This window comes from Methylobacterium sp. AC832 (genome assembly GCF_979256025.1).
In genome coordinates this window covers 200,019-212,353 of sequence record NZ_CEEDMV010000002.1, presented here as the reverse complement: position 1 = coordinate 212,353, position 12,335 = coordinate 200,019, and the positions used below count along the sequence as shown (strand labels likewise).

The 12,335-nt window shown below is 67.4% G+C and carries 9 protein-coding genes; 3 read left to right on the top strand and 6 right to left on the bottom strand.

Translation table 11 applies throughout. The features are described from left to right. Positions 1-33: 33 nt before the first annotated feature. Positions 34-231 (bottom strand): hypothetical protein, encoded by a 198-nt coding sequence (locus AC0IXR_RS08240; protein ID WP_471760381.1) that lies wholly within the window; start codon positions 229-231, stop codon positions 34-36. Positions 232-363: 132 nt separating this feature from the next. Here AC0IXR_RS08240 and AC0IXR_RS08235 point away from each other — a divergent pair, with 132 nt between their 5' ends. Continuing rightward, entirely contained in the window at positions 364-2,352 is a 1,989-nt protein-coding gene (locus AC0IXR_RS08235; RefSeq protein ID WP_311275255.1) for a PhoX family protein, read from the top strand. A 298-nt stretch (positions 2,353-2,650) separates the two neighbouring features. Continuing rightward, positions 2,651-4,741, top strand: a complete 2,091-nt coding sequence (gene parE / locus AC0IXR_RS08230; protein WP_471760380.1) for a DNA topoisomerase IV subunit B — start codon at positions 2,651-2,653, stop codon at positions 4,739-4,741. A gap of 188 nt (positions 4,742-4,929) precedes the next feature. Here the strand turns inward: parE and AC0IXR_RS08225 are convergent, their stop codons facing one another. The 5 genes from AC0IXR_RS08225 to AC0IXR_RS08205 all read right to left on the bottom strand — a co-directional run bounded on the left by AC0IXR_RS08225 (position 4,930) and on the right by AC0IXR_RS08205 (position 10,985). Then, complete coding sequence (locus AC0IXR_RS08225) at positions 4,930-5,760, bottom strand: outer membrane protein (RefSeq protein WP_056423958.1); 831 nt, start codon at positions 5,758-5,760, stop codon at positions 4,930-4,932. A 705-nt stretch (positions 5,761-6,465) separates the two neighbouring features. Continuing rightward, entirely contained in the window at positions 6,466-7,263 is a 798-nt protein-coding gene (locus AC0IXR_RS08220; protein WP_311275253.1) for a formylmethanofuran dehydrogenase subunit C, read from the bottom strand. Continuing rightward, positions 7,260-8,216 carry a formylmethanofuran--tetrahydromethanopterin N-formyltransferase gene (gene fhcD / locus AC0IXR_RS08215; RefSeq protein WP_419952569.1) on the bottom strand — a complete coding sequence of 319 codons (957 nt, stop codon included), beginning with the start codon at positions 8,214-8,216 and terminating at the stop codon, positions 7,260-7,262. Before fhcD ends, AC0IXR_RS08220 begins: the two co-directional genes overlap by 4 nt. A gap of 52 nt (positions 8,217-8,268) precedes the next feature. Next, the gene (locus AC0IXR_RS08210; RefSeq protein WP_056423966.1) at positions 8,269-9,912 is read right to left on the bottom strand and encodes a formylmethanofuran dehydrogenase subunit A; all 1,644 of its coding nucleotides are present in this window, start codon (positions 9,910-9,912) and stop codon (positions 8,269-8,271) included. Beyond that, complete coding sequence (locus AC0IXR_RS08205) at positions 9,906-10,985, bottom strand: formyltransferase (protein WP_471760379.1); 1,080 nt, start codon at positions 10,983-10,985, stop codon at positions 9,906-9,908. The genes AC0IXR_RS08210 and AC0IXR_RS08205 overlap by 7 nt, the downstream gene beginning before the upstream one ends. A gap of 330 nt (positions 10,986-11,315) precedes the next feature. Between AC0IXR_RS08205 and AC0IXR_RS08200 the strand changes: the two genes are divergently transcribed. Continuing rightward, on the top strand, positions 11,316-12,302 hold the full coding sequence (locus AC0IXR_RS08200) for a beta-ribofuranosylaminobenzene 5'-phosphate synthase family protein (protein WP_471760378.1): 987 nt from the start codon (positions 11,316-11,318) through the stop codon (positions 12,300-12,302). Positions 12,303-12,335: the final 33 nt, after the last annotated feature.

Genomic DNA, 12,335 nt, shown 5'->3' with positions numbered 1-12,335 from the left:
ACGGCTCCCTCGACCTTTAGGGCTGCGCTGCCCTCAAACGAAGAAGAGGAAGGCTCCGAAGCTCGCGAGGAAGCCCGCAAGAGACACCGCCGAGAGAGAAAGAAATTTGGAGGATGCCGTCGATCCGTCGTCGGCTCCGTCCTCGATCGGCGAGAAGGCACGACCCGCAGCCTGCGACGCGCGGATGAGATCGTCGTGGCGCACCATTCTCAAGGCTGCAGACGGCGCCATGTCGCTCTCCCACCGATCGGTTCTATGTGCGGAAACGCACAAACCAGAGGTTGGTTCCCAACCCGACCCGTCATCGCCCCGCCATGTCCGGCTCCTAGGATTCTGTCACATAAGTCACAGGATGAGTTCACCATGACCGAGCCGCTGCGCACCCGCTCGCAGGCCGCCGAAGACGGCGAGGATGCAGGCACGAATACGAGCGGCAACGCCACGTTCGGCGATGTGGTCGCCGCGCGGTTCGACCGGCGCGACCTCCTGCGCGGTCTCCTCGGGGTCGGCGCCATCGCGGCGGTGGTGACGCCCCGCGCGCTCGCGGCCGCCCCGGCTGCGGCGGCGCAGGGACGGGCGACGCCGTTCCCGTTCAAGGAGATCGAAGCGGGTTCGGACACCCACCATCACGTGGCCGAGGGGCACGATGCCGACATCCTGATCCGCTGGGGCGATCCGGTCCTGCCTGGCGCGCCTGCTTTCGATCCGCGGAACCAGTCGGCGGAGGCCCAGGCCCGGCAATTCGGCTACAACAACGACTTCGTCGGTTATTTCCCGATGTCCGGTGCCGCCGATCCGGCGGCACACGGACTTCTCGTGGTCAATCACGAATACACCAACGAGGAGCTGATGTTCCCCGGCCTCGGCCGCCAGGATATCAAGACCGTCGCGTTCAAGGGCATGAACCGCGAGCTCGTCGATATCGAGATGGCCGCCCATGGCGGATCGGTGATCGAGGTGAAGCGAACGGACGGCAAATGGGCCGTGGTGCCGAACTCGCCTCACGCCCGGCGCATCACCGCGGAGACGGTGATGACTTTGTCCGGTCCCGCCGCAGGCTCCGACCGGCTGAAGACGACGGCCGATCCTGTGGGCCGTACGGTGAAGGGCATGATCAACAACTGCGCCGGCGGAACCACCCCCTGGGGGACGTGGCTCACCTGCGAGGAGAACATCAACTATTACTTCTCGGGCTCCCTCGCCGAGGGTTCTGCTGAGGCGACCAACCACAAGCGTCTCGGCCTGCCCGGCAACGCCTATGCCTGGGGACGCTTCCACGAGCGCTTCGACCTCTCCAAAGAGCCGAACGAGCCGAACCGCTTCGGCTGGGTCGTGGAGATCGACCCGTTCGATCCCGCCTCCGTCCCGACGAAGCGCACCGCCATGGGCCGGTTCAAGCACGAAGGCGCCGCCGGCATCGTTTCGAAGAGCGGCCGCTACGTGGTCTACCAGGGCGACGACGAGCGTTTCGACTACGTCTACAAGTTCGTGACGGACGCGGCCGTAAATCTCGCCGACCGGCAGGCCAACCGCGATATCCTCGATTCCGGCACGCTCCACGTCGCCCGGTTCGATGCCGACGGACGCGGCGCCTGGATGCCGCTGGTCTTCGGACAAGGCCCCCTGACAACGGAGAACGGGTTCCGCTCCCAGGCCGACGTGGTCATCGAGGCGCGGCGTGCCGCCGACCTCCTCGGCGCCACCAAGATGGATCGCCCGGAAGACGTCGAGGCCAATCCGAAGACCGGCAAGGTCTATGTCATGCTCACCAACAACGTGAAGCGCAAACCCGACGAGGTGAACGCCGCCAATCCGAGGCCCGACAACCGCTTCGGCCACATCGTGGAGCTGACCCCCGACGAGGGCGACCATGCGGCACCGGGCTTCGCCTGGGAGATCCTCGTCAAATGCGGCGATCCCTCCATCGCTACGGTCGGCGCCACCTTCTCCTCCGCGACGACGAAGGACGGCTGGTTCGGCATGCCGGACAATTGCTCGGTCGACGGACAGGGTCGGCTCTGGGTCGCCACCGACGGGAACTCGCCATCGAAGACGGGCCGGAACGACGGAATCTGGGCCATGGAGACGGACGGGCAGGGACGGGGAACCGGCAAGCACTTCTTCCGGGTGCCCAACGGCGCGGAGATGTGCGGCCCCTACTTCACACCGGACGACACCACGTTCTTCGTCGCCGTCCAGCATCCCGGCGAGGCCGACGAGGAGGATCCGAAGGCCGCCCCCGCCACGTTCGAGGCACCTTCGACCCGGTGGCCGGATTTCGACGATGCGATGCCGCCCCGGCCGGCTATCGTCGCCATCACGAAGCGAGGCGGTGGCCGGGTCGGAAGCTGACCGCTCGACCTTTCCAGCTGGACACTGGATCCCCCTCCGTCGCCGTCGAATGGCGGCCCTGTCGAACCGGCGTCGTGGAACTCGCCCCCATTGCGCCGCAACTCCTTCAGAGTGCCAGCAGGGGTACGGATAGCGACCCGGGAAAGGGCAGGGCGCAGCGACCGCGCCGGTCCCTCCGAAATCCAGACGACACAGCGTTAAGGGAATCGGCGCAAGCTGTGCAGGAACACGGGGAGAGACCTCCCGCGCCCTCATGGCGGCGCTTCACGTTTCCGTTTCGTTCCTGTATGGTTGGCACATGACTCAGCGCGAGACCTCACGCCAGGCCGTTGCGGCCCCCGCCGTCGGCCGGCCGAGCGATCTGTTCGCAGGCGGCCAGGCGCCGGTTCGCGGTGCCAAGGCTTCCTCGGCCGCCCGGGCGCCCCTCGACAAGGCGCCCATCGAAACAGCCGAGGCCGGCTACGACGCCTCGTCGATCGAAGTGCTGGAGGGGCTGGAGCCCGTCCGGCGCCGGCCGGGCATGTATATCGGCGGCACCGACGAACGCGCCCTGCACCATCTCTTCGCCGAGGTGATCGACAATTCCATGGACGAGGCTGTGGCCGGCCATGCCAGCTACATCGAGGTGGAACTGGAGGCGACGGGCCACCTCGTCATCACCGATAACGGACGCGGTATCCCGGTGGACCCGCATCCGAAATTCCCCGGCAAATCCGCCCTCGAAGTGATCATGACGACGCTGCACGCCGGCGGAAAATTCGACTCGAAGGTCTACGAGACCTCGGGCGGCCTTCATGGCGTCGGCATCTCCGTGGTCAATGCCCTCTCGGACAGCCTCGAAGTCGAGGTCGCCCGCAGCCAGACCCTGTACCGCCAGACGTTCTCGCGCGGCCACGTGCAGGGGCCTCTGGTGGAGGTCGGCCGGGTGCAGAACCGTCGCGGCACCCGGGTGCGCTTCCATCCCGATGCCGAGATCTTCGGAGCTCTGAAATTCGATCCGCGCCGGCTGTTCAAGATGGCCCGGTCAAAGGCCTACCTGTTCGGCGGCGTCGAAATCCGCTGGCGTTGCGCGCCGTCCCTGATCGAGGGGATGGACGACGTCCCGGCAGAGACCGTGCACCGCTTCCCCGGCGGCCTGCGCGATTATCTCGCCCGCGATCTCGAGGGCAAGGAACTCGTCACCGATGCGGTTTTCGCCGGCAAGGTGACGAAGCCCGGCGGCCATGGCTCCCTCGAATGGGCCATCGCCTGGATGGTGGTGGAGGACGGGGTCTCGCACTCCTATTGCAACACCATCCCCACCGCCGAGGGTGGCACGCATGAAAGCGGCCTGCGCGTCGCCCTGCTGCGGGCCCTACGCGAACATGCCGAACGCGTCGGCCAGGCTAAGCGCATGACCTCCGTCACAACGGATGATGTCATGGCGACCTGCGCCTCGATGCTCTCCGTCTTCATCCGCGAGCCGGAATTCCAGGGCCAGACCAAGGACAAGCTCGCCACCGTGGAAGCCTCGAGGATTGTCGAGACGGCAATCCGCGACGCGTTCGACCATTGGCTCGCCGCCTCCCCGGCCCAGGCCAACAAACTTCTCGACTGGGTGATCGACCGGGCCGAGGAGCGCCTGCGCCGACGCCAGGAGAAAGAGGTCGCGCGCAAATCCGCGACCCGCAAGCTACGTCTGCCGGGCAAGCTCGCCGATTGCTCCAAGGCCGGTACGGCCGGCTCGGAAATCTTCATCGTCGAGGGTGATTCCGCCGGCGGCTCGGCAAAGCAGGCGCGCGACCGCGCCAGCCAGGCGATCCTGCCCCTGCGCGGCAAGATCCTCAACGTGGCCTCGGCCAGTCGCGACAAGATGGGCGCCAACCAGCTCATCTCCGACCTGACCCAGGCGCTCGGTTGCGGCACGGGCAACAGCTACAAGGGCGAGGATCTTCGCTACGAGAAGGTCATCATCATGACCGACGCCGATGTCGACGGCGCCCATATCGCATCCCTGCTGATCACCTTCTTCTATCGCCAGATGCCCAAGCTCATCGACAAGGGCCATCTCTACCTCGCGATCCCGCCGCTCTACCGCCTCCAGCACGGCGCGAAGACGGCCTATGCCCGTGACGATGCCGATAAGGAGCGGGTCATCAAGACCACGTTCAAGGGTGCCAAGGTCGAGATCAGCCGCTTCAAGGGGCTCGGCGAGATGATGCCGGCGCAGTTGAAGGAGACGACCATGGACCCGAAGAAGCGCACCCTTCTGCGCGTCGCGGTCCTCGACGAGGCGCGCGTCTCCACGGGCGACGCCGTGGAGCGGCTGATGGGCAACAAGCCCGAAGCCCGCTTCGCCTTCATCTCCGAACGCGCCGCCTTCGCCGACGAGGCCGTGCTCGACATCTGATGCCGAGGGCGGGCTGAGGCGGGCTGATCGAGGTCTGGCATGAGACAGGGGAAGCACCGCTTCCCCGTCACTGTGCGACGAACTCATACCAACGCAAAAAACCCGGCCGCGAGGCCGGGTTTTTCGTTTGGACGATCCTGAGAGCCGCGCAATCCTCGAGGAGGACTGCGCGGAGATCATGGACGATCCTAGTAGGTGCCGAACTTGTAGTTCAGGCCGGCGCGGACGACGGCGAACTCGTCGTCGCGACGACCGCTGCTGATCGACTGCACGACAGCGTTGTTGGCGGCGGTGTTGATGATGAAGGCGCCCTGGTTGCGGGTGCCGCGATCGAGGTTCACGTACAGGCCTTCGACCTTCAGCGTCACAGCGGAAGCGCGGAAGAAGTTGAAGAACGAGTCGGTGGGGAGAGCGTATTCGATACCACCGCCGACGGCGTAGCCGGTGCGGAAGTCGTCGTTGCCCTGGAAGCCGCCGAAGCTACGGTCGGTGCTGCCAGCACCGTAAGCGAAGCCGCCGGTGCCGTACACGAGGGTGCGGTCGAAAGCGTAGCCGAGGCGACCGCGGACGGTACCGAAGAAGTCGAGGCTGGAGAGGCCACGCGGGTCGTTGATGGCGAAGCCGGGAGCGGCAACGACGCCCGAGTCACGACGCTTGGCGCCGAAATCGAGGTACTGGGCGTCGGCTTCGATACCGACGACCACGCCCGAACCCGGGGTGAACTGGTAGTTGTAACCGATCTGCGCGCCGCCGGAGAAGCCGTCCTGGCTGTCCTTGCTGAACGTGGCGACCTGCGGGGTGCCAGCGGCGGTGAAGCGGCTCGCCACCGGGAAGGAGTTGGGGCCTTCCTTGCCGGCGTCGAAAGCGTAACCGGCGTTGATACCGGCGTAGAAGCCCGTCCACGTGAAGACCGGGACCGGAACGAAGACCGGCGGAGCGGCGCGACGGGGAAGGTCGGCGGCCGAAGCGACAGCAGTCAGGCCGGCGAGAACGGTCGTAGCGAGAAGCAGTCTTTTCATTGTGTGTCTGGTCCTGATGGGCATTAAGCCTGAGCGCTTGTAGGCTTGGTCGGGCGTGAGGTCTGTCGCATTCCTGCAACAACATCCATCGAATACAGCAGCAGCCGTCAACGAAGGGTAAAGGTTAGACTCAGGTGAGGAATTGGGAATCGGCCACGTGTTCTGGCGCACCTGAGGGTATTTCTCCTTCAGAGCGACCGATGATCCAGATCCACCGGTGCGACATCCGCTCCACACCTTCTACAACCATTTGTTAATCAGAATAATTATGCATCATTCAGATCAGCAACAATGATCACTGTGATGTTCGCGAGAACGGTGTCCGGCTTTCAAGGGGACGACGCCGCTCCTGCATGGAAGCGGGGCCTGGCAAGTAAATGCAGGATTGGGAGTCGCGCAGGTGCGGCGGTCCCGAGGCTCGCGCCGTGGAACCCGGTTTTCGGGTCGCTGCGACGCCTAGGCGGCATGTCGCGAACGGAGCGATCGTACCGATCCGGCGTCTCGTCTCCGACGAAACGAACCTTGCGAGCCATGATCTGAGCGATCCGGGCTCCCCGGCCAGCGCCGTGGCCTATGCGTTCAGAGCCCCGGAGAATGAGGGCGGGGCGATCAACGGTCGATCAGCAGGATCGCACCGGGCTAACGTATACGTGATGACTCCGCCGACGGCGCAGAGCGCCGCCGGCAAGGGACCCGCCCGGTTTCTCAGGCGGCCGTAACCCAGAGCTCACCCTTGCCGAGGGTGGCGAGATCGCCGGAATAGCGCTTGAGCGCGCCCGCCGCGAGGTCGGCATGGGCGGGGCTGAGGGCGCGCAGTGATCGGGCGAGCAGGCGCAAGAACACGAGATCGTGCGTCCCAGTCTCGACGAAACTCGGGCTCAGGGCACCGTGTCCGCCTGCGAGGATCGTCCCACGCCGCATGCCGTAGCCCGGATGGTCACCCACCGAGAGGGCCGCGATCGTACCCGCGATCATCCGCGATCCGGCATGAGCCCCGGCGGATCCGACCAGGATCAGCCCGCGCCGCATGCGGTCGCCGAGATAATCTCCGGCCGAGCCTCGGATCACCAGCGTGGCGCCGTCGAGCCCGGCCTTGGCGGCATAGACTGCGCCGCCCGCATGATCGCCGGCATCCCCTTCGATGGTGATCGTGCCGCCCTTGGCACCCGATCCGGCATAGGGGCCGGCCGATCCCGTGACCGTCACCGAGCCCGATGCCATGCCTGCGCCGAGGCGCTGGCCGACATCGCCGACGACCCGGATCGAACCGCCGCTGAGCGAGGCACCAATGCTGTCGAAGCGGGATGACCCGCCCTCGATGGTCAGGCTGTCGGAGCCGTCGAGGCTGATCGCGAAGACGTCGCCCAGCGTCAGGCCGCGTCGGCTGGTGCCGATGGGGAGCCTGGCCGCTTCGGCCTCGGAGAGGCCGCTCAGGGAGAGCGGATTCACATGAAGGAAATCGAGCCGCTCCGGCGGCTCCTGGCGCAGGGTGAGGGTGCTCATGCCGCTCCAGCCTCGCTCGCCGGCTCCTTCGAGAGCAGGTCCTTCAGGTGATAATGGTGGCGGCCGAGATTGCCGCCGTAATTGCCCGCCGTCACTGCGACGAGCCCGTGCGCGGCACCCGCCTCGGTCGAGGCATGGAGCGCCGCGCGCATGGATTCGGCCACTGAGCGGGATGTGAGCCCGTCGATGACGATCTCCAGCACCACGCCGACCTCGGCCGCGAGTTCGGAGCCGGCCCGGCCCTTGAGGGTGGGGCAATAGGCGTCGTTGGTGGAGGCCATCATGCCCTTGGTGCGCGCGCCGACCTTCGAACCGGAGCGGACGATGCCGCCGGGGAAGGGCAAGATCACGTCCGCCACCGAGCGAGCGGCATCCACGGCGATCTCCGCGACCTTGAGGGTCTCGGCATGGTTGCGGCCGAGGAACAGCAGGTTGCCGCCGCCCACCGCGCCGTCCACCGCGCGGACGAAATCCTCACAGAGGAACTCGCCGTCCATCACCGGCACGCGCCAGTAGCGCCGCGCCTTGCCGGAGACGGGGTCGGTCAGACGCTTGGCCACCGCGAACCCGTCACCGAAATACCGGATCGCGCCGCCGAGCTTGATCTTGTGAGGCCCGTCGACGCCCGCATAGCAGGCGGTGCCAGGACAGGTGAGGATGCACTGGCCGACGCGCTTGAGGAGCTGGTCCTTGAGACCGTTCGGCTCGAAGCCGAACAGCAGTACGCGCACGCCGGGGCGGCCGTCCGGAGTCTCCTCCGGCGAGAGCTCGCAATCGATCCCGGCCTCGGCGCCGCAGCCGATCACCGACGTAGCGAACCCGGTCATGGTCACGGCGGCGATCATCGCCCATTTGGCGGTGTCGTTGGTGATGATCAGCGCCGTACCGGCGACGTCGAACGCCTCGGCGAAGGTGTCGATCACCGGAATGCCGTTGAGGGTGAGGTCAGCCATGGTCAGTCACCCATCCTCACGCGACGCATCGTCTTCGAGCCCTGCAGGATCTTCATGCGCGACATGCCACGTCCTCGAACACGTCGCCCGCGGGGAAGGCCGCGTCCGGCACGGTGAAGCTGTCGAGGCCGGTGCCGAAGCGAGCGTCGAGATAGGCGTCGGCGCGCGTCACCATCGCCTTGTCGGATTCGACGACGAGCTCCAGCGTGCGGCCCGAACGCCAGTTCACGATCTCGCCATCCTCGACGATGACCTCGCCGTCCTTCAGGACGAGCCGGGCACGGGCGAACATCGCGGTCCGGTTCTTGTCGTCCCGGTAGATTGCGACATCGGCGCGGGCGCCCTCACGGAGATGGCCGCGATCGGCGAGGCCGAGGAGCTTGGCCGGGCCGGACCGCGTCAGCTGGGCGATCTCGGAGAAGGAATATTCCCGCTCGATTCCGCACAGGCCGGACCGCTCGGCGATGACCTTGTGCAGGCCGGCGATCTCACGGTCGCGCTCCTCCTTGTCCATCAGCAGATGGATGATCCGCGGATATTCGGTGAAGGGGCCGCCATTGGGATGGTCGGTGGTGAGGATGGTGCGCTCCGGATCGCCCGACAGCAGCATCAATTCGAGGCCGATCGCCCATTGCAGGGAGCTGACCGGGCCGCGCGGCTTGTAAAGGAACGGCACGATGCCGCCGCCTTCCGCGTCACCTGCTGTAATGATCCACTTCTTCGGGTTCGCGCCCTTGCGGCCGGCGAACTGGCGGATCACGTCCAGCGAGATCGTCACGGTCTGGCCGAAGGCGACCTGACCCACGTCGAACGTTGCGTTGGGGTGCCGCTCCATCGCCTCCGTGATTCGCTCGGCCGCAGAGCGGAAGCCGCCGGTGGCCGGGTTGGCGGGATCGGCCGCGCCATAGGCATAGAATTGCGCATGGGCGAAGTGGATGCGCCGTCCCTCCGCCGCTTCCATCGTCGCCACGAACGAATCGTCGGCGCCGGGAATGCCGAGATTGTTGGCATGGACGTGGAGCGGGTGCGGGACACCGATCTCCTCCACCGCGTCGAGGAGGGCGTTCATGATCTTGCGGGTGGTGAGCCCGTAGACCGGGATCTCCTCGTCGAGGCTGAGATTGAGCATCCCGTCCTTGAAGGCCGATGCGCCTCCCGCATTGATGCACTTGACGCCGAGGCCCCGCGAGGTCGCCACCGAGAGGGCGACGAGGTCCCGCACCGCCGCCTTGCCCTCGCGCTGGCGCAGCAATTCGAGAAGCTGGTCATCGTTGCCCATCACCGTAAGGGCGCCGCGGTCGAGCAGCGGGATGTCGGCGAGTTCGAGCTGCGTCGCGAGTGCGTTGGTCGGCGGCATCGCCGGCTCGACGGCGACGGTGTAGCCCATCCGCGCGTAATTCGCGCCGATCCAGGCGGCGGAGCCGCCGGCATGAGCGAAGGGATGGCCTTCTGGCGCGGCCTCGCTGGCATAGAGATCGGGCAGCAGCAGGCGGCTCATCACCACGTTGCCGCCGGCGATATGCGAATGCACCTCGACGCCGCCCGCCATCACGACGCAACCGGAAGCATCGATGGTCCGGTCGGGCTTGCGCTCGGAGGCGGCGACGACATGGCCGTCCTCGATCCAGACATCACCGATACCGTCGCGGCCGGCGGTAGGATCGACGACCCGGCCGCCCTGGATCAGGATCAGCATGAGACGCCCTTCTTCTGCGTGAGGCGATCTTGGATGGCGGCGAGCACGCCGGCCGCCGTGAGGTCGGCCGGTTGGCCGACGGGGGGCGAATAGGTGATCGCCGCGCGACGCTCGTTCCACAGGGCGCCGCCGGCAGTCTCGCCGGGCACGCCCACCGCGATGACGATGTCGGCGACGTCGCCGGTAGCCTCGGGGCTGCCCTCGCCAACAATGGCGATGGTCGGCAGGCTGCCGAGCCAGTCCGGGCGTGGGGCAGGGATGGCGGCGAGCCAAACGGCGGCATCGACTTCACCGGCGGCCACCTGGCGCGCGCTATCGAACCGCCAGGGATCGTGCTCGGGCAGGTCGCGTCCGAAACCGACCCGCGGCGGCTGGCCGGTGGTCCAGGAGGCGAGCTGGGTCACGGCACGCCCCTGGAACCCGTCGGAGATGGAGAGTGCGAAGAAACGCGTCAGGTCGTTGAGGTCGCGGACCAGACCCTGCAGCATCTCCACGCCGAGCTCACCGAGCTCGGCCGCATCGTAGAGAACGACGCCGTATTGCGCGGTCGTGAGGCGACGGGCGAGGTCGGCAAAGGCCGCTTCGCCGGAGAGGTTGCCCTTCACGTAAGCGCGCAGATGCGCCACCGAGACGGCGAGCCCGCCGGTATCGGCGGGATAGGCCACGTGCCGGGTGGCTCCGTTGCCGGGACCGCCGAGGGAGAGCAGCGTCCGCTCGGAGCCGGCAGCGCGACCGCGCACCGGCGCAGAGGAGGCGATCTCCTGCACGATCGGGCGGTCCCACGGCCGAAGGCCGACGACCAGTACGGCATCGGCCCGGCCGATCGCCTCGGCCGGCGTCGTGTTGAGGTTACCGAACTGACTGAGAGGACCAAGCTCCGCATAGAGTCCGTCGCCACCGGCGGGATCGACGGAGGCACCGATCAGTCCAGCCAGATGATAGGCCGCCCTCACCGCGCTCGTATCCGCACTCAACCCCGTGACGATCGGGGTCTTTGCTGTGGCGAGGAGCGTCGCGGCGGCCTCCACCGCCGCGCTCACGTCCACCGCACCACCCTTTACCCAGGCAGCCATGCCTTCACCTTGGAGAACGAGGGCCCGGCACGCGCTGTGTTCAGCGTCGCGCACGGCGGGACTGCGCCAGTCCATTCCTAGTGGGCCGGCACGTTTGCATCGCGGAGACGTCGCAAGCAACCCCCCACGCTCGCCGCTTCGGGGCAATCGCATGGAGGCAATGGCGATCGCGATGGCGGGCGGTGCTTGCGAGCGGTCGGCCCTCCGTGGGAGAAGCCGGCAACCGGGCCGTCGTCTCGAGCGCGGTTTTGCTCCCGCCACCGACCGACGGGACGAGGATGCGGCTGACATGCGCCAGGACGGGAGCGTGTCACGATAAAGGAGCTCGCCGTGGACCGGATCGCCGACGAACGGCCTCTCAGCCAGGAAGCGGCGACACGCGGCGCGGTCCGGGTGCATGCACCCGCGCGCCTGCATTTCGGGTTTCTCGATCTTCATGGCGGCCTCGGCCGGCGCTTCGGGAGCATCGGCCTCGCGGTCGACGCCCCCTCCATCGATCTCACCGCGAGGCCGGCGGCGGCGCTCCGGGTGGACGGGCTCGAGGCCGGGCGCGCCAGGGGCTATGCCGAGGCGGCAGCGCGCCATCTCGGCATCGCAGGGCACGCCGCCTTGCAGGTGGACCAGGCGATCCCCGCCCATGCCGGTTTCGGCTCGGGCACGCAGCTCGCGCTGAGTGTCGCCGCAGCGCTGGCCGCCCTCGACGGCCGTCCCTTCTCGCCCGACGCCTTCGCCGATGCCCTCGACCGTGGCAACCGGTCCGGCGTAGGCCTCGCCGCCTTCACCCAAGGCGGGCTGATCGTCGACGGGGGCCGAGACGCCAGCAATGGCCCGCCGCCCCTGATCGCGCGTCTCGCCTATCCTGAAGCGTGGCGGGTGCTGCTCATCCTCGACGAGGGCATGACGGGAGTGCATGGCACCCGTGAGGTCGAGGCCTTCCGAGACCTGCCGCGCTTCCCGGAGGCGCAGGCGGCCGAGATCTGCCGCATCGTACTGATGCAGGTGCTGCCCTCCGTCGCCACGGCGGAGCCCGAAGGATTCGGGGCCGGCATCACCACCATCCAGCGGTTGATCGGCGACCACTTCGCGCCGCATCAGGGTGGGCGCTATGCGAGCCCCGCCGTGGCGGAGGCCCTTGCGGCGATCGCCGCCAGAGGGGTGGCCGGCTACGGCCAGAGTTCATGGGGGCCGACCGGCTTCGCCCTCCTGGCGTCGGAGGCCGAGGCCCAGGCGCTCAAGGCCGACCTCGAACGTCCCGGTTCCCTGCGCTTCGTGATCGCGCGCGGACGCAACAGCGGCGCCTCGGTCACGCGACTTTAAGGGAACCTGGCGCATGAGCGACGCTTGACCATG

What these genes read in the sequence shown, in the direction of transcription:
- AC0IXR_RS08225 (WP_056423958.1), bottom strand. Translation starts at nt 5,760, where the DNA reads ATGAAAAGACTGCTTCTCGCTACGACCGTTCTCGCCGGCCTGACTGCT.
- AC0IXR_RS08205 (WP_471760379.1), bottom strand. Translation starts at nt 10,985, where the DNA reads ATGGCTGCCTGGGTAAAGGGTGGTGCGGTGGACGTGAGCGCGGCGGTG.
- AC0IXR_RS08210 (WP_056423966.1), bottom strand. Translation starts at nt 9,912, where the DNA reads ATGCTGATCCTGATCCAGGGCGGCCGGGTCGTCGATCCTACCGCCGGC.
- AC0IXR_RS08220 (WP_311275253.1), bottom strand. Translation starts at nt 7,263, where the DNA reads ATGAGCACCCTCACCCTGCGCCAGGAGCCGCCGGAGCGGCTCGATTTC.
- AC0IXR_RS08235 (WP_311275255.1), top strand. Translation starts at nt 364, where the DNA reads ATGACCGAGCCGCTGCGCACCCGCTCGCAGGCCGCCGAAGACGGCGAG.
- AC0IXR_RS08240 (WP_471760381.1), bottom strand. Translation starts at nt 231, where the DNA reads ATGGCGCCGTCTGCAGCCTTGAGAATGGTGCGCCACGACGATCTCATC.
- parE (WP_471760380.1), top strand. Translation starts at nt 2,651, where the DNA reads ATGACTCAGCGCGAGACCTCACGCCAGGCCGTTGCGGCCCCCGCCGTC.
- fhcD (WP_419952569.1), bottom strand. Translation starts at nt 8,216, where the DNA reads ATGGCTGACCTCACCCTCAACGGCATTCCGGTGATCGACACCTTCGCC.